The sequence below is a fragment of the Vibrio syngnathi genome, from assembly GCF_002119525.1.
GTDB classification, from domain to species: Bacteria; Pseudomonadota; Gammaproteobacteria; order Enterobacterales; family Vibrionaceae; genus Vibrio; species Vibrio syngnathi.
Genome location: NZ_CP017916.1, coordinates 2,528,399 through 2,549,029, shown reverse-complemented (window position 1 = coordinate 2,549,029; position 20,631 = coordinate 2,528,399). Strand labels below are relative to the sequence as shown.

Here is a 20,631-nt window from a genome sequence, read left to right as displayed (position 1 = left end):
AGAGCTAGGATCAAAAAAGCCGTTGGATTCAATCCCAACGGCTTCGTATTTTCTAGCATTTAGCATTTAGCATTTAGCATTTAGCATTTAGCATCTAGCGCTTAGATTAGTTGTTGCTGTGTAGCTCGCTGTTCAGTTCAACCGCTGACTTGTTCGCTAGACATTCAATTTGGCCAGTGATCGAGTTGCGACGGAACAGAAGATCAGAAACGCCAGCTAGGTCGCGAGCTTTAATGATTTCTACTTCGTTGCCTTCTTTATCTAGCATACGAACCTTAGTACCCGCAGTCACGTAAAGACCAGACTCAACCGTACAACGATCGCCCATTGGGAAGCCAAGACCCGCGTTTGCGCCTAGTAGACAGTTTTCGCCGATAGAGATAACCATAGTGCCGCCACCAGAAAGCGTACCCATGATAGAAGCACCGCCGCCGATATCAGAACCGTTACCTACAACCACACCCGCAGAGATACGACCTTCAACCATGCTTACGCCAGTAGTACCCGCATTGAAGTTGATGAAACCTTCGTGCATTACTGTTGTGCCTTCGCCTACGTGTGCGCCAAGACGAACACGAGAAGTGTCAGCAATACGAATACCTGTTGGTACCACGTAATCTACCATTTTAGGGAACTTGTCTACGCAATCTACAGACAGAGCGCGACCCGCTAGGCGAGCTTCGATTTGACGCTCAGCCAGCTCAGGAAGATCGATAGGGCCTTCGTTAGTCCATGCGATGTTGTGCAGTAGACCGAAGATACCGTCTAGTACCGTACCGTGTGGTTGAACTAGGCGGTTAGAGATCAGTTGCAGCTTAAGGAAGCCTTCAGCAACTGATGCTGGTTTCTCGTCAGTCGCAAGAACAACAAGAACAAGAGGTTGCTCAGATGCTGCTGCTTTTTCTGCGAAAGATGCGTTTGCTGCATCGTCGTTTGCTGCGAATGCTTTCGCTAGTTCTGCGCTTTGTGCAGCAGAGATTTCGATAGCTTGGTTGCCTTCAGTGTAACCTGCAACTTCACCAACAGCCGCAACAAGAGCGTCGCTTGGGTTTAGAAGTGGGTTAGGGAAGAACGCTTCAATGATTTTATTGTCGCGGTTTTTGGTTGCCGTACCGAAGGCTAGTGAAAAGTAAGCCATGTTGAATCTCCATGTGTTGAGTCTTGATTTTGCTACTTCATAACAACGGCTCGAATAACAAGCGCTGCCGTTAGCAAAGTTAATTTAATTGCGTTCATCATAAAGAGAGCGCCCTCGTTATGAAAGGGCGCATCGGGATAAAGTCTGTAAAATGATATTGCTTGTCTTTCTGGAGATAGTTTTCTGCAATGAGAAAATGTTGTAGAACAACAAAAATTGGCTCGTAATTTAATCAATACTCTCGTTTTAATAGTCTTCTCTAAACAAACAGCGCCTTATAAGCCTGTTCAATCCCTTCAATCAACATCTGCATACCGATAACGGCGAGTATCAATCCCATCATTCGGGTTATCACGTTCAATGCGCTTGGTCCGACAGCTTTAACAAAGCGCTCGCCGAATACAAATAAGATATAGGTTAAGGTACACAGTAGGCCGAAAGCTACAATGGTGATGATGGTTTCGTAGATACCTTCGGTACTGGCAAAGTTCATTGCAGTGGCTATGGTGCCGGGGCCGGCCAGTATCGGCATTGCCAAAGGTGATACGGCGATACTTAGTGCGGCGTCTCGCTGGGCATCTGAGTTCACTTTCTCTTTTGCTTTGGCATGTGTTGAATCGCCTTGCAGCATGTGAAAGCCAATCAAAAAGACCAAAATGCCGCCTGTGATTCGAAGTGCGTAAAGTGTGATACCAAATAGGTCAAAGATAAGTTTGCCAGAGAGTGCAAAAGTACTGACGATGATGAATGCGATAAACACTGAACGGAAAGCGATAGATTTAACTGTTTCCCTGTCATTGTCACCGGTTAATCCAAGAAAAATTGGCGTATTAGCGATTGGGTTCATGATGGCAAAAAAGCCCATGAACACAGTAATGGTATGAATGATGAGCTCTTTCATATTATTCCTTTGAAAAGATGCAGTTAAATACAAATAATTATTAGAAATAGATAGTAGAGCAAGTGTGAATAAAAAACAGCCAGCATAAGGCTGGCTGTTTGGTTTTAGTGATAGGTGTAGAGTTTTGGTCGTCTGTTATTGCTTGTTTCTCAGTTAACTGACTCTATTCTATGGATAGATCGTGGCGCTCAACGTTGTCGTTATGCGTTTTGAGATTCGCTTACTGCTACAGCCAATGCAACCGTCGCACCGACCATTGGATTGTTACCCATACCGATGAAGCCCATCATTGCCACGTGAGCAGGAACAGAAGAGCTACCTGCGAACTGAGCATCAGCGTGCATTCTACCCATAGTATCTGTCATGCCGTAAGACGCAGGGCCTGCTGCCACGTTATCTGGGTGCAATGTTCGACCTGTACCGCCGCCTGAAGCAACTGAGAAGTAAGGCAAACCTTGGCGAGTACGTTCAGCTTTGTAGATACCTGCAACAGGGTGTTGGAAGCGCGTTGGGTTAGTTGAGTTACCCGTAATACTTACATCCACTTCTTCTCTGTGCATGATTGCCACGCCTTCACGCACATCATCAGCGCCGTAACACAAGATCTCTCCGCGAGGGCCTTGTGAGAAGCGGCGACGTTCTGTTTCAACAAGTTCACCTGTTTGGTAATCGTATTGAGTGCGCACGTAAGTGAAACCGTTGATGCGAGAGATAAGATAAGCCGCATCTTTACCTAGACCGTTTAGTATTACCTTCAATGGGGTGTGACGAGATTTGTTGACGTTGAGTGCAATTTTAATTGCACCTTCTGCAGCAGCAAAAGATTCATGGCCTGCAAGGAAGGCAAAGCAGTGGCTTTCTTCATTTAGAAGACGCGCAGCTAGTGCACCGTGGCCAATACCTACTTGGCGTTGCTCTGCGACACTGCCGGGTTTGGTAAATGCTTGGAGGCCTTCACCAATAATATTAGCGGCTTGTTCTGCGCTGGTGGCTTTGCGAAATAACGCCAGTGCTGAGCCAAGGATATAAGCATCGGCAGCGCTTTCAAAAGCAATAGGTTGGGTATCCATCACTAACGCTTTTGGGTCGACTTTGTGTGATAGACAGTATTGGTTCGCTTGCTCCAAAGAGTCGAAGTTCATTTCTGCCAATACGCGAGTTATTGATTCATTAAATTGAGTGTTCATCATATCTTTCCTCTAAATTGGCAAAAATTACTGTTGGCGTGGGTTAATAGTGGTAACGGCTTCATCGAAGCGCCCATAAGTACCCGTCGCAAGGTCAGCAGCTTCATTGGCTGACACGCCTTGATTGATCGCCTTCATCATTTTGCCGAGGTTGAGATACTCGTAGCCAATCACTTCGCTGTGGTCATCAAGTGCAAGCTTGGTCACGTAACCTTCGGCAAGCTCTAGGTAACGAACGCCTTTCGCAGCAGTTGAGTAACTGGTACCCACTTGGCTGCGCTGTGTTTGACCTAAGTCTTCTAATGCGGCGCCAATTTCTAGACCGCCTTCAGAGAAAGCAGACTGAGTTCGACCATAAACAAATTGCAGAAAGATCTCGCGCATTGCTACGTTAATAGCGTCACACACTAAGTCAGTATTTAGGGCTTCAAGAATGGTTCTTCCGGTGAGGATTTCGGCTGCCATCGCGGCTGATTGAGTCATGCCTGAACAACCAATCGTTTCGATTAGCGCCTCTTCGATGATGCCGTTTTTTACGTTCAGTGTTAGTTTTGCGGCACCTTGTTGTGGTGCACAAGTGCCGACGCCATGGCTTAAGCCAGAAATAGCGATAACGTCTTTTGGACTAACCATAGCGCCTTCAACTGGAATTGGTGCTGAAGTGTGAAGATCACCCCTTTGAATAGGGCACATTGATTGAATTTCTGAAGAGTAGTGCATAATGTTTTCTCACTGTTAGGGTCATTGAAGACCTAGGGCGTTGAGAAAACAGGACGTGTTGGAAGAGGTGTGGCTAATTCACTACAGATCTTGTGTATCGATAATCCAAAGGTGTCATGGAGCTCGGTCTTAATAGACTAAGTCCATTTCAAAATGGAGGAATAGCGATACATCCAACAGTATTACCTGTTTTCGATTCTGTAGGAGTCATTAGCACTGTTCAAAAGAACGGGCGGTTGAAGCAAAAGCTTAGGTGGAACCCCATCACCTGATGACTATAGATTAGAACTTTATCACACTTTTGTGCAAGCGAATGTTTAGAGCGATTTCGACTATCAACAGAGTTCATTATATTTCGATAAGTATAAAAAAACGCCAATAACGAACTCTGATTAGAGACATTATTGACGTTTTTTAGAAAACTTCAGCTAATTAAGCGGCATCTTCTTCTGCGTCTTCAACAGCTTCAAGCTTCTTTTCTTTTTTCGGAGCTGGTTTACGCTTAGCACCTAATGCGTAAAGAACTTCTTCTTTGTTCTTCGCTAGGTACATTGCAAGCTCTTCTTGCTTGCCTTCATCTTCAACTAAATCGCTTTTGCTTAATAGTTCAAAAAGCTCATCAGCCATATCCAGCATTTTGTCGTATGCGTCAGCTTCGGCTTTAGAGGTAAAAGTCATTTTCTCTTCTCCGTTGCGTTCGACCACGTACTTGACGATAACAGCCATGGTTAATCCTCTAAGTTTGATAAATTTTACTGGCTTTTTATACAGTTTCTGATGTTAAAAGTCCAGTTGGAGCCCTAACAATGCGGCCTCAATCTTGATGTGTAGCCCAGTCTTCACAATAACTCATGAAGGATTTCAGCAGCGGGCTTTGATATTTGTCTTTATGGACCAGCATCCAGAAACGTCGTTTCATGTCGAGTGGGACATCGAGTGCTTTCACTCGGCCTGAGTCAATTGCTCGTTGCGCAGCCAGCCGTGATAAACACGCGAATCCAAGATTGGCAGAAACAGAATTGATGATCGCCTCAGTCGTGTTGAGCTCAAAGGATTCATACCAATGTTCGATGCGTGGTGCGACGGCACGCAGGAAAAACTCGCGAGTGCCTGAACCAGACTCACGTAAAATCCAATGACTATCTTCTAAATCGCTTAAAATCACTTTTTCTTTTGAATTGAGAGGGTGTTGATTACTAACAATAATACACATTTCATCGCTACTGAACTGGCTAGAGATCAACTCCGGATGGAGTGTTTTTCCTTCAATTAGCGCGATATCCAGTTCATAATCCACCAACTTTTGGCAGATCAGCGCACTGTTTGAAATGAATAAGCTCTGATCTTGATGCTGAGTTAGTTCGCGAAAGCCAGATAGAATAAACGGTGCGACCTGATTACCAATCGTGTCACTCGCGCCAACCTTTAAATTGCCACTTAAAGGCTGGTCGTCTCGGAACAAAACACCAATACCAGCAGCACGATGTAATATCTCATCCGCCAAAGGAAGAAGCTTTTGTCCCTCTTGATTGAGAATTAATCGGTTATTAACCCGGTCAAATAGAGAGTGACCCAGTTGTTTTTCCATTTCGCCTAGTGCCATGCTGACAGCAGCCTTAGATAAAAACAGTGCTTCCGATGCGGCGGTAAGCGTCGAATGTTGGGTGATGGTGACAAACACTTTGAGTTGTTTGATTGAAATATTAGCCATCAGGTTCCTAGTTTTACGCTGCTGGTGGAAAAGGTCTCGTTCAGTGTTGATGAACGCTTGTTATATATAATTGGATATTGTTTAACGAAGCGCAAGCGTATTATGGCTTCAACAAGCTGATGAGTTCACAAGTTTAGTGAATTAGGTTTAAGAGAGGCTGACATGATTCAACGTATTAAATATAGATTAACAGGAGCTCCAACTCCCATGGCAGGGTTAGCACTCGCAATTGCAAGTTTAGGCTGGTGTTGGGATGGTGTTTTAGTCGCACAAGGTATTTTGCACACACCGGGTTTGGTGCAGTGGATCAGTGCTGGCATTGCGGCGGTATTACTTCTTGTTTTAGCCGTAAAATTTTTGATTCACGGCCACTTATTACGTGAAGACCTTGCACATCCTGTTGTGGGTAGTGTTGTACCCACATTCGCGATGGGGTGTATGGTGGTGTCTGCTTCATTGGCTCCAATATCTCAATTCTTACAAGAAGCTGTGTGGCTCGCTTCGGTAGCGTTACATGTCGTGTTCTTGGTGAGCTTCTTATACCACAGAGCTAAAAACTTTGAGATTCACCACATGGTGCCAAGTTGGTTTGTGCCACCAATCGGTATTATCGTGGCAGACGTTTCTTTTTCCGGTAATCCGATCTTAGAACCCGTTGCTCACGCGACTTTAGTCTTTGGCTTATTGGTTTATGCCATAATGCTACCGCTCATGATTTACCGTTTGATCTTCTCTCATGAAGTGCCTGACGCAGCAAAACCAACCATTGCTATTATGGCGGCACCAGCAAGTCTATCTTTAGCTGGCTACCTCACGGTGACGGCAAATCCTTCGCCAGTGATCATTGGGTTACTCTTTGGCATTGCAGTGTTGATGACGTTTATTATCTACATCGCGTTTTTCAAACTACTTCGTCTGCCATTCAGCCCTGGCTATGCGGCGTTTACCTTCCCAATCGTGATTGGTGCAACGGCGTTATTCAAATTGGCGGCTTGGATGCAAACCGTTGGTGTGGAAACTCACTATGTGGATCAAGTCTTCAACCTAGCGTATCTAGAATTGATTGTGGCAACGTTTGTAGTGGGTTATGTGGCGATTCGTTATTACATGAATTACAAACCTCACCGTGTTCTAAGCGCGGTAGGCAGTAGATTGTAAGAAGCAATAGTTCAAAAGATAAACGGACCTTAAGTTTTCAGTATTTCATAAGCTTATATTCCTAATCCAAACTCGGCACTTATGCTAATCTGGCTTTATATTGTGGCAAGATTAGCGTGAGTGCACTTTGTTTACTGTTTACCATTCCAATAAAGTCGATACTTTAAAAATCCTTCTCGTTCACTTAATCAAAAGTGACCCTTTAGCCAATCCTTTCGAAAAAGAGCAGATCTTGGTTCAGAGCCCAGGTATGTCTCAATGGCTTAAGATGGAACTCGCCAAAGAGTTTGGTGTAGCAGCAAATATAGACTTTCCTCTTCCAGCAACCTTCATTTGGGATATGTTTACCCAAGTGCTTCCTGATGTACCTAAACGCAGTGCTTTTAACAAAGAAGCGATGACGTGGAAGCTGATGAGTTTGCTACCCGCTAAGCTTGACCACCCTGATTTTTTACCTCTACAACGCTACCTTGAAAACGACGAAGATGATTCGAAGTTGTACCAATTGGCAGAGAAAATTGCCGATATCTTCGATGGATACTTGGTGTATCGACCGGAGTGGATGGCGATGTGGGAAGCGGGAGAGCCCGTTGCCGAGTTAATTGATGATGAGGGGCAACAAGAACATCCTTGGCAGCCAATTTTGTGGAAGACACTCTATGAGCAAACCCTGTCTCAAGGCCAATCGAAGTATCACCGTGGTAACTTGTATCACGACTTTATTGAAGCGTTAGCCAATCAACAAGGTCAGCTACAACACTTACCTAAGCGTCTGTTTGTGTTTGGTATCTCTTCGCTGCCTCCTCGTTACATGGATGCGTTGAAAGCACTTGGCGAGCAGATTGATGTGCACTTGATGTTTACCAACCCTTGCCAGCATTACTGGGGCGATATTCGCGACCGTAAATATTTGGCAAGAGTTGAAGCGCAGCGTCGCAAGCAGTTTGCGTTGGTTGATGGTTTACCTCAACTAGAAGGCGAAGTATCACCATTGAAAGATGGCATTGAAGCCAACGTTGAAGACGAATTGCATACCAGCCAAGCCGTGGGTAATAGTTTACTTGCGTCTATGGGTAAGCTGGGCAGAGATAACCTGTTTTTACTATCCCAATCAGACAGCGAAGAGCATGAGTTCTTTATTGATGTTGAGAGGGATAACCTGCTTCATCAACTGCAAGCCGATATTCTCCAGTTAGAAGAACATCAAGACGACCACATATTAGATTCCAGCAACCATAAACAGGTGGTTGAGCTTGGCGATCGCTCTCTGACCGTACATGCGTGTCACAGCCCAATGCGCGAGGTTGAAGTCCTTCATGATCAGTTGTTGGCTATGTTTGATGCTGACCCGACCCTGAAACCACGCGATATCATTGTGATGGTGTCTGACATCAATGCCTATAGCCCAGCGATTCAGGCGGTATTTGGTAATGCTCCGGGTGAGCGTTATATCCCTTACTCTATCTCTGATAGAACGGCTGACCAAGAAAGCCCAATTCTGACCGCCTTCATGCAGTTGGTCGCGCTACCGAACACGCGCTGTTTAGCCTCTGAATTGCTAGAGCTATTAGAAATCCCAGCGATGATGGCGCGCTTTGGTATTGACGAGTTTCAATTCGAGCAAGCCAAGCAATGGGTTGAAGAAGCGGGTATCCGTTGGGGTGTCGATGCTTCAACGGCAACAGAATTTGATCTACCTGCGACCGAGCAAAATACTTGGTTATTCGGTATTCAGCGCATGCTCTTAGGATATGCGATGTCGGATTCTGCGGGTTTATTTGAAACTGAACACTCTCCGATTGCCGCTTATAACGAAGTTCAGGGTATTAACGCCGAACTTGCTGGCAAGTTAGCGCACTTTATCGATCGTATCGCCCATTACCGTCAACGCTTAACTGAAACCCAATCTATCGATATGTGGCGTGAAACCTTGCTGCAAATGATTGATGATTTCTTTGCAGTGGAGCTAGAAGGCGAGGTGGTGCTCAAATCGATTCGCGATGCACTTTCGCAACTGAACGAACAGCTTGATGATGCCTTGTACGAACAAGAACTGTCGCCAAGCATTATCTACCAGTATCTCAATAATAAGTTATCTGGCGCGCGTATTAGCCAGCGTTTCTTAGCTGGCCAAGTTAACTTTTGTACCTTGATGCCGATGCGTTCTATTCCGTTCAAAACCGTCTGTTTGTTAGGCATGAATGATGGTGTTTACCCTCGCTCAATGCCGCCAGAAGGTTTTGATTTGATGAAAGGGCGCACTCGTCCGGGTGACCGTTCTCGTCGTGATGATGACCGCTATCTATTTTTAGAGGCGATGTTGTCGGCGCAAGAGTGTTTATACATCAGCTATGTCGGCCGTTCAATTCAAGATAATACCGAGCGAGTGCCATCAGTGCTCGTTTCAGAGTTGATAGAGTACTGCCAGCAGAATTACTGTTTGAGTGACGACCAAGCCTTACCAAGTGATGATTCAGGCATCAACCTGACTCAAGCGATCAGCTTTGAACACACCATGACACCGTTCAGCCCTGCTGCGTTTTCTCAAGGTGATGCGAGCCATGTGCTGAGTTACGCCAAAGAGTGGCTTCCAGCGGCTAACCGTTCCGGTGAACGCAGTGGTGAATTTAATCGCGCCTTAGATGACTATTTGTTGGGTGCGTCGTACCCGTTAGAACTCGATTTGGTTGAGTTACAGCGTTTTTGGCGTTTGCCAGTGCAGTACTTCTTTAATCGCCGTCTAAAAGTGGTGTTTGAGCCGCCACTTCCTGTGATGGAAGACGATGAGCCATTTGTACTTAATGGTTTAGAGAGTTTCCAACTTAAGGATGCTTTGTTGCAAGTGTTACTGGACCACCCTGAAGGCGCAGACGAAGCCGTTCGATTGTTTGTCTCTGAGCAAAAAGCACAGGGCAGATTACCGGTTGGCGCCTTTGGTGATATCGAATTTGAAACCAACCGTGTTCAAGCGGAAGACTTAGCCAAAGAGATTCGATTTGTGAGCGGATCACCGCAACAAGATCTCGAAGTGAATATCGAATTTGATGTGTTAGGCGAAGGCAAACCTGTTCGTTTGATGGGTTGGTTAACTCAAAACTATCAATCGGGTCTAGTGCGTTTCCGTAGCGGTAAAATACGCTCTCAAGATTATTTGGCAGCGTGGATTGATCACCTATGTTGTGCAGTGATGGGACGCGGAAAGACGACCCATATTATTGGCTACGACAGAAAAGAGGGCGTGGTTCACCAAACGCTACAGCCTATTGGTGATGCACAGCAGGCGAAGAGTTTACTGGCTGAGTTAGTGCGACTGTTTTATCAAGGTATGACAGCGCCATTACCTTACTTCCCGAAAACGGCGTTAGCTGGTGTTGAAGCGGGCTTTAGTCGTGGTAAATGGGTCGATGACGAAGAAAAGTCACTTAAGAAAATGGCTGATACCTTTAATGACAGCTTCGCCTTTACGGGCGAGGGCAGAGATACTTACATCTCTCGAATTTGGTCTAAGTGGGATGATGAACTGGCTGCTGAGTCACGGATGTATTCAACGCTTGTGTTACAGGCGGCAAGGTTGGCTGCTGCCGATCTGGAAGATCAGGAGTAGGTGGCTGTGATCGACAAGATCAATAGCGGGATCGCTGAATTAATGAAAAACGAAAGAGAGTGGCTGGTAAACATTTGGGATGCCTGCTTTCAAGATGAAGGGAATCAAGGTGAAGAAAAGCAAGGTACAGGAAATAAAGTGGCCGCCAGTAAATCATTATTAGTGTAGGGCGTTCGCTGTACGGCCACAGGTCAGAGGGACCATTATTCTGTGGTTCAAAGTAACGCCGTAAAGTACAAAACTCGTACGCGCTCCTGAACTCGTGGGCGCATAGTAGCGAGGCGATCTGAATTGATCCGTGAGAGAGATCGCACTAACTATTAACAAATTGGCGTAGGACGTAAATTGAATGACGTTTTCTACGCTAGGTCACATTTGTAACAGACTAATTTATAAGAAGGCAGTAAGGCATGACGACCACAAGCAGTGCTCAGGTAATCGTTCCACAAACACTTGATACCATGACGTTTCCACTTCATGGCGCGCGTTTAATTGAAGCATCAGCGGGTACGGGTAAAACATTTACTATTGCTGGCTTGTATTTACGCTTACTGCTCGGGCACGGAACTGCTGCGCCGCAAGGCGATCTGACGGAAGCTACTCGACACCATGAGGAGCTAACCGTAGACCAAATATTGGTGGTGACCTTTACTGAAGCCGCAACGGCAGAGCTACGCGATCGTATCCGTGCGCGAATCCATGATGCACGTATCGCGTTTGCTCGCGGGCAAAGTGACGATCCAGTGATTTCCCCTTTGTTACAAGCTATCGATGATCATGCTGGTGCGGCGAAAACTCTGCTCAATGCTGAAAGACAAATGGATGAGGCGGCGGTATACACCATTCACGGCTTCTGTCAGCGTATGCTGACTCAAAATGCCTTTGAGTCTGGAAGCCGTTTTGATAATGAATTTGTGACCGATGAAAGTCACCTTAAAGCGCAAGTGGTAGCTGACTATTGGCGTAAGCAGTTTTACCCGCTGCCAATTCAACTGGCGGGTGAAGTGCGAAATATTTGGGGCTCTCCCGCTTCGTTATTGGCTGACGTAAATCGCTACCTGACGGGCTCTCCACTAAAGCTAACTGTGGAAGCAATGTCGGGTGACTTGCAAACTCTGCACAATCAAAACCTAGATAAAGTGAAGCAACTTAAGGCGTTGTGGTGTGAATCTGAAGCGGACTTTTTGGCTTTGATTTCAGGTTCAGATGTGAACAAGCGCAGCTACACTAAGAAGTCTTTGCCTACTTGGTTAGAAGCGGTAACAGCATGGGCGCAGAGCGACACCAATGATTACCAGTTCCCAGATAAATTGGAGAAGTTCTCACAAGCCACGTTAATTGAAAAAACACCGAAAGGCACGGCACCTCAGCACGCCGTTTTCGAAGCGATTGAGGACTTCTTAAGTTCTCCTGCAGACCTGAAAGCCCCTTTGTTGGCACATGCGATTACTCATTGTCGAACCATGTTAGCTAAGGCAAAACAGCAGAAACAGTGGTTATCGTTTGATGATTTGTTGACTCAGTTATCAGCGTCGATTGATGTGGATGAGCAATCATTGCTGGTGGAAAGGATTCGCACGCTTTACCCGGTGGCGATGATCGATGAATTCCAAGATACCGATCCGCTGCAATACAGTATTTTTAGCCGAATCTATCTCGATAATCCGCAGTGCGGCTTGTTTATGATCGGTGACCCGAAGCAGGCTATCTATGGCTTCCGTGGCGCGGATATCTTTACCTACATTAAGGCAAGAAACCAAGTTAGTGCTCACTATACGTTAGGCACTAACTGGCGTTCGAGTGCGGATATGGTCAGCGCGGTAAACCAAGTGTTTATGAATTCGGACAGCCCGTTTATCTACGACCAAGACATTCCATTCTTACCCGTTGCTGCCAGTCCATCGGCCGATAAACGCCAATGGGTGATGAACGGAGAAACTCAGCACGCACTCACCTTTTGGCTGCAAGATGCTGAAGATAAGCCCTTACCGAAAGGCGAATATCACAAGGCAATGGCTGAGGCGACGGCGAGTCAAATTCAAACCATTCTGACCGCTTCTCAAAACCAGCAAGCCTATTTTGATAACGGTAAAAAACAACATGCCGTGAATGCCGGTGATATTGCTGTCTTGGTTCGAACCGGTAGTGAAGGTCGCCTAATTAAAAATGCGTTGTCGGAACAAGGCATTGCGAGCGTGTATTTGTCTAACCGAGATAGCGTGTTCACCAGCTTGGTCGCACAAGACATTCAACGCCTACTGCAAGCGGTGCTGACGCCTGAAAATGACCGTGCATTGCGTGCGAGTTTAGCGTCAGAGTTGTTTGCTTTGGATGCCGCATCATTGGATGAACTCAACAACGATGAAGTGGTTTGGGAAAATGTCGTTAACGAATTCCGAGAATATCGTAAGTTGTGGCTGCAACGTGGCGTATTACCAATGCTTCGCAGCGTGATCAGTAAAAGGCACCTCGCGGAACGCTTACTAGAAGAAGAAAATGGTGAGCGCTCACTCACTGATTTGATGCACATTGGCGAACTGTTGCAACAAGCTAGGCAGGAGCTCGACAGCGACTATGGCTTGTTACGTTGGCTAGCAGAAGCGATATCAGATGCGCAAAATGGTTTAGGTGGAAGCGATGATGACATCCAACGCCTTGAATCAGAAAGAAACTTGGTTCAAATCGTTACGATTCATAAGTCGAAAGGTCTGGAATATGATTTAGTATTCTTGCCGTTTGTCGCGAGTTACCGTGAAGCGAGTGAAGGTAAGTTCTACGATCACGATTCAGATACCACAGTACTTGATATTACTGGTAGCGACAGTGCCTTAGCACAAGCCGACAAAGAGCGATTAGCAGAAGACCTACGTTTGATTTACGTGGCGCTGACTCGTGCTGTTTATGGATGTTTCATTGGCATGGCACCGCTGCGTAAAGGGCGTTCAACCAAAGAACCAACTGGCGTTCACTTGAGTGCTATGGGCTACTTGATTCAAAACGGACAAGAGCAAGGCATCGCCGAGTTACATCAAGCTCTGTCAGCAATTGAGGGTAAGAATCCAAGCGTGCTGCTGTCTGAAACGCCGACTGCTCACGAACAAGTCTTTGTGCAAACAGAACAAGTGAGTGACGACTTGCAGGCCAATGAACTTAAAGCTTCAATTGACCGAGCTTGGCGTATTACCAGTTACTCGGGGCTTGTAAAGCAAGGCAGTCACGGTGCGAGCCATGATGCGACCATTGAGGTGTCTGGCTTCGATATTGACTCTGCCGATGAGCACGATGAGTCAGAACTGATTGAGCCTGAACGTTCTATATTCACGTTCCCTCGCGGTGCTCGCCCTGGTACTTTCTTACACACCTTGTTTGAGGATGTTGAATTTACCGAGCCAGCAACCAGCGAACATAACACGCAAGTAATCACTCACTTATTAGAGTCGGAGCAATACGAACTAGAGTGGTTACCAGTGCTTCAACAACTGGTTGATACGGTGCTGAACACGGCTTTAGATGGAAAGAACTTAAAGCTGAGCGAGAAAGACTCAACGCAACGATTGGTTGAGATGGAATTCTTGTTGCCGATCGAAGTGCTCGCCGCATCTGAATTGAATCAAACCATTCAATATCACGATCCGCTATCAGCAAAAGCCGGTGACCTTGGCTTTCAAACCGTGCAAGGCATGTTGAAAGGCTTTATCGATTTAGTGTTTGAGCATCAAGGTAAATACTATGTGCTCGACTGGAAATCGAACCATCTAGGTGATGACGTTGCCGTCTACCATGGTGAAGCATTGAAATCGGCGATGGCAGACCACCGATACGATCTGCAATATCAAATCTATGCGTTGGCCTTACATCGCTTCTTACGCAGCCGCGTTGCGGATTACAGTTATGAACAACATTTTGGTGGGGTTTATTACTTGTTCTTAAGAGGAATGGACGGCCAATCTCAACAAGGTGTTTTCTCGGCTAAACCTACATTGGCTCTGCTCGATGAAATGGATCAATTGATTGACGGTAAAGTGATAGACAGACGTTCAGCACAATTGAATGACAATGAAACTGGACAGATGGGGCTTCTATAATGACAACGACCACTAATATCAGCACAGAGACAGTGAACTCAGTTAAGCCAGTTTCACTTATCCCTGAGCAACTCATGGATGTATTAAAGTTCCTCGCTGATAAGGGCTCAATTCGTCAGCTGGATTATCAGTTTGCCCGTTTTATTTCTCAGCAAGCGACGAGTCATTCTCAAGAGGTCGGTTTTCTCGCTGGGGTGGTGAGCCATGAACTAGGCAAGGGGCATATTTGTACTCAGCTTATACAGCTACATACGGCAGACCTTGAGCAAACGGCAGATCTAGCTCAGTTACTTGGGTTGTACGGTGAAACGGCACTGCAATTGAACCAAAAACTGTTGGGTATTGATTGGGTGACTGTTCTGCAATCATCTAACCTAGTTGGAACAACGAATGACTGCGTTAAGCCGCTAATGTTTGATGGACAGCGTGTCTACTTACAGCGTTATTGGAACTATGAAGTTGTGTTGGCTGAAACGTTAAACCGTTTAAGTAAGCCAGTAGAGTTCAATATTGAGCAGAAGAAGGCATTGACTGAAACGCTCAATCAGCTTTTTGCACGTAGTTATCACTTCCTGTTTAACGCATTAGCCAAGGCTGAAGCAAACCAACAAACCTCTCAGGTATTACGTCAGCAGTTAGTGTGTGACCATCTAGATATTGTCGATGAACAGGCTTTGGATTGGGGTTCTATCGATCAAGCGATTGTTCAAGCAAAACAAGTGACCGATTTAGATGTGCTGGATAGTCTAGTGCCGTTATCTGTCTGTTTGAATTGGCAAAAGGTCGCGGCTGCGGTGGCGTTAAGTCGTCGCTTCGCGGTGATTTCTGGTGGACCGGGTACCGGTAAAACCACCACGGTAACTAAGTTGCTTTCGGCGATGGTCGAGCAATCGCTCAGCCAAGGTAAAACACCGACGATCAAGCTGGTGGCACCGACAGGTAAAGCGGCCGCGCGTTTAACTGAATCGATTGGTAAAGCGATTGAGCAACTGCCTTTAGCGCCTGAAGTAAAAGCCAACATACCAACGGAATCGAGCACTTTACACAGATTGCTTGGCGCGATTCCTAATCGAGCGGAATTTAGGCACAACCGACGCAATCCACTTCACCTTGATATCTTGGTGGTGGATGAAGCTTCGATGGTCGATCTGTCGATGATGTATAAGCTGGTGGATGCACTTCCTGAACACGCAAGGCTGATTCTACTTGGTGATAAAGATCAGCTCGCTTCTGTTGAGGCGGGTGCAGTGTTAGGCGATATCTGCTCGTTTAATTCTGCCGGTTACAGCAGCGCGCAAGGTAACTTGATTGCGGAAATGACAGGCTTTGATGCGATTTCTAAACCAAGACAAGTCAAAACAGGCTCGATTAATCCTCCGGCAATTGCAGATAGTTTGTGTATGCTGCAGAAGAGTTACCGTTTCGATGCGCGTTCAGGTATCGGACAGTTGGCAAAAGCGATCAATAACGGGTCTGCGAATCAGGTCGATCAAGTGTTTGCTAAAGGGTTTACGGATATCGAAAATCATCCCCTATCGAGTGACAGCTATAACTTGATGCTGCGTACTTTAGTCAATGAGTATGGTGGGTATCTCAACCGAATGAATGTGCCGTTGGAAGAGTTAGAAACTCAAGAAGCGAGAGCCAAATCGGTGCTCGACTTGTTCAGCCAATGTCGATTGCTGTGTTCTATTCGTGAAGGAGATTTTGGTGTTAAAGGCCTCAACCACAGAATCGAAAGGGCACTTGCCGCAAGACGTTTGGTGAACCCGCACAACGATGAATTGTGGTATCACGGGCGACCAGTAATGGTAACGCGCAATGATCATGGCTTGGGCTTATACAATGGTGATATTGGTATCTGTATGCTTGAGGCTGATGCAAGTAGCTCTTCTTCAACTGACGATAACTCAGCCCCTCGATTAAAGGTATATTTTGAATTGCCCGATGGCAGCGTAAAAGCCGTACTACCAAGTCGAGTGCCTGATCATGAAACCGCCTATGCGATGACGATACACAAATCTCAAGGTAGTGAATTTGATCTGACTTTGATGATCTTACCGCCAGATTTCAGCCCAATTCTAACGCGAGAGCTTATCTATACGGGTATTACGCGTGCCAAGAAACGACTGATGATGTTCTGTGATACCAATGTATTGAAGCGTGGTATTAAGGTGAAAACAGATCGAGTGAGTGGTTTAGGAAGTCGCTTAACCAGCTAACAGACAGTGGTTTTAGCGAAGGTGTTGCTGGAAGTAAAACGACGAAATTGCAGGGTAAATCGTATACACAAAGCAACCATCCCTGGTTGCTTTGAACGTTATTAGGAATCCGTGCCTAAAAACGCTCGAGTAAACGATATATGGTTTATCTTGTACTTTGCTTGGCAATTCAAAATAAACTCTTTGAGGTTCTCGCTCACAGGGAACACGCAGTGTACGTCTAACCCTTCTAAGAATTGGTTATCAGCCATATCCCAAAAACTTTGCAGCGAGTTACAAACAATGGTTCTCATATCAATGTTGCTCTTTTTGCTGTTTATACTAACGAGCAGAGCTACTGCTAGCGTGCTGACCGTTAACGGGTATAGCAATCCGTGCAGTTACCATCTCAATGGTTCGATATGACTATCGAGATGGCAATTCCTATAAAAACATTTGTTAACATTATTAAAGCGCTTAAATTCTATACAATAATCAGTGTGAGTGAAAGTGCATACTTAATAAATTTCATATAGAAAACGATTGCATTTGCAATTATTTTCCTTTTGAAGTGAGATTTTAGTCCAAAACTTTATTTACACATTTAACGCTAAGATCTTTGAGTTTCTCTGATAGTTGTATAGACCCTGTTTTTCCATCGGTAATTCGTCAACACCTATCTCGTAAAAACCCTGTTCTCGGAACCAATGCAGGCTGTGTGTGGTAAGAACAAAGATCTGGTCGATATCACGAGATTTTGATTGATGGCGCATGTAATCCAGCAGTAACTGGCCACGGTTTCCATCGCGATAGTCTGGGTGGATAGCAACACAGGCCATCTCTGCCATGTGGTCTTCTGGATACGCGTATAGCGCAGCGCAACCAATAATTAAGCCGTCTTTTTCGATAATGGTAAAGCGATAGATCTCTTGCTCTAACTGCTCTCTTGAACGGCGAACTAAGATGCCTTGTTCTTCCAGTGGACGAATGAGGTCAAAGATGCCACCGATATCATCAATCTGAGCTTGTCTTACTTGCTCGGCACTTGCCATGACCACTTGGGTGCCAATACCATCAAAAGAGAACAGTTCTTGGATCAATGCGCCATCGACTTTGTAGCTGATTAAGTGACAACGAGGCACGCCTGCTCGGCAAGCTGAGATCGCTCCTTTTAAGAAACGCAGTGTTCCGGTACTCATGTCTTCGGCAGGGTTCTGAGATTCCGTTAAGCGTTCAAGAATTTGCTTAGCGTCTTTAGGGAAGAGTTCGGCGAGTACATTACCATTTTCGTCGGTTACCCCTTGCTCCGAACAAAAGCCAATCAGTTTGTCGGCTTTTAAACGGATAGCTACTTGTGTCGCAACCTCTTCCGAAAGCAGGTTGAAGCTTTCGCCGGTGACTGAACTGGCAATAGGCCCAAGAAGGACGATGGAACCTTGGTCAAGGGTGCGATTGATCCCTTCGATGTCTATTCGACGAATGCGTCCGCTGTGGCAGTAATCCGTGCCATCATCGACGCCTAAGGGTTGAGCGGTAATGAAGTTACCACTCATCACATTGAGTTGAGTTCCTGCCATTGGGGTGTTGTTCAAACTCATTGAAAGGCGAGCGGTGATCGCAAGTTGCAGTTGCCCAGCCGCTTGCATCGCTACACCTAAAGAATATTCATCTGTGACTCTAATATTTTTATGGTAAGGCGTATGACAATCTTGTTTTTCTAACAGTTGATTGATCTGTGGTCTTGCCCCATGAACGAGAACAATCTTAACCCCAAGGCTATGAAGTAGGGCTATATCATTAATAATATTACCAAAGTTTCTATCGGCAACGGCTTCACCTCCCAGCATAATGACCATGGTTTTCCCACGGTGAGCATTTACATAAGGGGTCGATTGCCTAAAGCCTTTGACTAGCGCCGTACTTCTTAATTTCACAGAATAAGCCTTGTTTGTTTATTTATTCGTTAATTTAGCATTTAAATTCAAATGTGAACAACACCTTTTTGGAATGAAGCGCAAACTATTCTCATCTAGGCTTCGTTTTATAAACTGTCTCAGTGTACAATGCGTACAGCATCCTTATGAGTCGTAAACGAATGCAAAAAAATCCAGCAAGAAAGAGTAAGATTGATGAGATCGCTAGAGGTCTCTACAGTGGAACAGAGCAGCGCAACAAACCTAAATTGAGACGTAAGGTCATTGAACGCAGTTTAATGGTTTTAGCTTTGGTGGGTTCGTTTGCCGTCGCTTCCTTGTTTGCCGATGTGTTTTATAGAGTGCAAGATGCGATAACGCCCAATAGTGAGATATATGGTACTTGGGTAGAGCAAGATGTTGCTCGTTATGCTGCAGATGAGTTTATGTTGAGTGAAAATGGTGTGTCAGTGCGAGGCTCTATTGTGTCGACTCATTTTGATTTTGATGGCAAGTACTTCGAATATAAGACTGGTAATAAAGCGTATCACTTTCGCCTAACGAATTCTGATAAGACAGAAATGATGCTTGTATCGGATAATCACTATAATCCAGTCTTTCGCCTTAAAGGTCGTATCGATAACTCAGTTCGATAGGTTATCTTATACCAATCGTAGTAAATAATTGGTCACCCTAGCTTGTTAAAAAACTCGATAACTTCGTTAGAATTTTTGATTGTAGAATAACTACTTATCAAAAAGATCTGCCTTGTTCTCAAGATTTTTTCCTACGCTATTTTGAATCACTTACTTACTGTGATTGGTATTATTGTAAACATTTACAATCTAAGATTGTGTTATCTGATCGTTTTTGTCATCCTCGATGCATAGAATATTTAGGATGACTCTTGTGATTAAAAAATGGCTTCCCTTTGTTGCTGCCTCTTTCTTATTTGGCTGTGCTCAACCCACTGATCTTGCCCAACAACACCTTGATGGTGAATTTCCCCGAACCTTAAATAAGGTCGATTTGGTTGAATCTAATAAACCAAGAGACTACACCGCATTTGCAGAGCAAGCTGAGATGGTGGTTTCTAAATCCCCTTCGATGGCTAAAATCTATGAGCCGCTTTATCAGCAACTCAATGAATGGGCGGTGCTGAGTGGAGAGCCGAGTGAACTCGCTAATTTTGGCGTTCAAACAGCTCAATTAGGTGGTGGCGATAAGCAAGGCAATGTTTTGTTTACGGGCTACTTTTCTCCTGTAATGGAATTGCGACATGAAGCAAACGAAGAATATCGATTCCCTGTTTATGGGCTTCCAGAGTGTGATAAAGAGTGTCCTACACGCGAAGAGATCTACAACGGAGCATTAGAAGGCCAAGGTCTTGAGTTAGGTTACTCTGCAAACCGTATCGACCCATTTATGATGGAAGTACAGGGCAGCGGCTTTGTGCATTTCGGAGATGATGACACGCTGCAATATTTTGCATACGCGGGTAAGAACAACAAAGCTTACGTGAGTATCGGCCGTGTTTTGATCGAGCGAGGTTTAGTGCCACGCGAAAAAATGTCATTGAAAGCTATTAAAGAGTGGGTCTTGGCAAACGATCCTGAAGTGGTAAAAGAACTGCTTGAGCAAAACCCATCTTTCGTCTTCTTTAGCGCGAGAGATGATCTATCCGTAATGGGAAGTGCTGGCATTCCTTTATTACCGATGGCGGCGGTAGCGGGCGATCGCTCTATCTTACCAATGGGAACACCTATCCTGGCTGAGGTTCCGTTACTGAATGCTGATGGTACTTGGAGCGGCGCGCACCAACTAAGACTGCTATTGGTTTTAGATACCGGTGGTGCGGTTAAGCAAAACCATTTGGATCTCTACCATGGCATGGGCCCACGAGCAGGTACTGAAGCGGGTCATTACAAGCATTTTGGTCGGGTGTGGAAGCTGGGTCTAGATGGCAGCGCAACCGAAGCGCCTTGGGCTTTACCACCTGAAAAGGTCGAGTAA

The 20,631-nt window shown here is 45.4% G+C and carries 15 protein-coding genes and 1 riboswitch; of the genes, 7 read left to right on the top strand and 8 right to left on the bottom strand.

Annotated elements, in window-relative coordinates; genetic code table 11:
* Positions 1 to 106: 106 nt before the first annotated feature.
* From dapD to K08M4_RS11600, 6 genes are all read right to left on the bottom strand, one after another.
* On the bottom strand, positions 107 to 1,138 hold the full coding sequence (gene dapD, locus K08M4_RS11625) for a 2,3,4,5-tetrahydropyridine-2,6-dicarboxylate N-succinyltransferase (RefSeq protein ID WP_009848346.1): 1,032 nt from the start codon (positions 1,136 to 1,138) through the stop codon (positions 107 to 109).
* Positions 1,139 to 1,397: 259 nt separating this feature from the next.
* Entirely contained in the window at positions 1,398 to 2,039 is a 642-nt protein-coding gene (locus K08M4_RS11620; RefSeq protein ID WP_086049964.1) for a MarC family protein, read from the bottom strand.
* Positions 2,040 to 2,239: 200 nt separating this feature from the next.
* Positions 2,240 to 3,229 carry a GGGtGRT protein gene (locus K08M4_RS11615; protein WP_086049963.1) on the bottom strand — a complete coding sequence of 330 codons (990 nt, stop codon included), beginning with the start codon at positions 3,227 to 3,229 and terminating at the stop codon, positions 2,240 to 2,242.
* 24 nt (positions 3,230 to 3,253) lie between these two features.
* Positions 3,254 to 3,946, bottom strand: a complete 693-nt coding sequence (locus K08M4_RS11610) for an iron-sulfur cluster assembly scaffold protein (RefSeq protein ID WP_017079913.1) — start codon at positions 3,944 to 3,946, stop codon at positions 3,254 to 3,256.
* Positions 3,947 to 4,140: 194 nt separating this feature from the next.
* Positions 4,141 to 4,224: riboswitch (Fluoride riboswitch) on the bottom strand.
* Positions 4,225 to 4,378: 154 nt separating this feature from the next.
* Positions 4,379 to 4,672, bottom strand: coding sequence for a YebG family protein (locus K08M4_RS11605; RefSeq protein WP_004735185.1), 294 nt, complete (start codon positions 4,670 to 4,672; stop codon positions 4,379 to 4,381).
* Between the two features lie 88 nt (positions 4,673 to 4,760).
* Positions 4,761 to 5,657 (bottom strand): LysR family transcriptional regulator, encoded by an 897-nt coding sequence (locus K08M4_RS11600; RefSeq protein WP_086049962.1) that lies wholly within the window; start codon positions 5,655 to 5,657, stop codon positions 4,761 to 4,763.
* 162 nt (positions 5,658 to 5,819) lie between these two features.
* Between K08M4_RS11600 and K08M4_RS11595 the strand changes: the two genes are divergently transcribed.
* From K08M4_RS11595 to recD, 5 genes are all read left to right on the top strand, one after another.
* Positions 5,820 to 6,815: a TDT family transporter gene (locus K08M4_RS11595; RefSeq protein WP_198299291.1), complete on the top strand. Its 996-nt coding sequence runs from the start codon at positions 5,820 to 5,822 to the stop codon at positions 6,813 to 6,815.
* Between the two features lie 127 nt (positions 6,816 to 6,942).
* Positions 6,943 to 10,419 (top strand): exodeoxyribonuclease V subunit gamma, encoded by a 3,477-nt coding sequence (gene recC, locus K08M4_RS11590; RefSeq protein WP_086049960.1) that lies wholly within the window; start codon positions 6,943 to 6,945, stop codon positions 10,417 to 10,419.
* Positions 10,420 to 10,425: 6 nt separating this feature from the next.
* Entirely contained in the window at positions 10,426 to 10,587 is a 162-nt protein-coding gene (locus K08M4_RS22135; protein ID WP_198299332.1) for a hypothetical protein, read from the top strand.
* Positions 10,588 to 10,829: 242 nt separating this feature from the next.
* The gene (gene recB, locus K08M4_RS11585) at positions 10,830 to 14,504 is read left to right on the top strand and encodes an exodeoxyribonuclease V subunit beta (RefSeq protein WP_086049959.1); all 3,675 of its coding nucleotides are present in this window, start codon (positions 10,830 to 10,832) and stop codon (positions 14,502 to 14,504) included.
* Positions 14,501 to 16,726 carry an exodeoxyribonuclease V subunit alpha gene (recD, locus tag K08M4_RS11580; protein WP_086049958.1) on the top strand — a complete coding sequence of 742 codons (2,226 nt, stop codon included), beginning with the start codon at positions 14,501 to 14,503 and terminating at the stop codon, positions 16,724 to 16,726. The genes recB and recD overlap by 4 nt, the downstream gene beginning before the upstream one ends.
* Before the next feature lie 101 nt (positions 16,727 to 16,827).
* On the opposite strand, the gene K08M4_RS11575 is transcribed toward recD, so the two are convergent.
* Complete coding sequence (locus K08M4_RS11575; RefSeq protein ID WP_008223046.1) at positions 16,828 to 17,019, bottom strand: hypothetical protein; 192 nt, start codon at positions 17,017 to 17,019, stop codon at positions 16,828 to 16,830.
* Between the two features lie 282 nt (positions 17,020 to 17,301).
* A complete protein-coding gene (gene argA, locus K08M4_RS11565; protein ID WP_086049957.1) occupies positions 17,302 to 18,639 on the bottom strand; it encodes an amino-acid N-acetyltransferase in 1,338 nt (445 codons plus the stop codon).
* A gap of 161 nt (positions 18,640 to 18,800) precedes the next feature.
* Between argA and K08M4_RS11560 the strand changes: the two genes are divergently transcribed.
* Together K08M4_RS11560 and mltA are read left to right on the top strand one after the other, a co-directional pair.
* The gene (locus K08M4_RS11560) at positions 18,801 to 19,274 is read left to right on the top strand and encodes a DUF2850 domain-containing protein (protein WP_086049956.1); all 474 of its coding nucleotides are present in this window, start codon (positions 18,801 to 18,803) and stop codon (positions 19,272 to 19,274) included.
* Positions 19,275 to 19,518: 244 nt separating this feature from the next.
* Positions 19,519 to 20,631, top strand: coding sequence for a murein transglycosylase A (mltA, locus tag K08M4_RS11555; protein WP_086049955.1), 1,113 nt, complete (start codon positions 19,519 to 19,521; stop codon positions 20,629 to 20,631).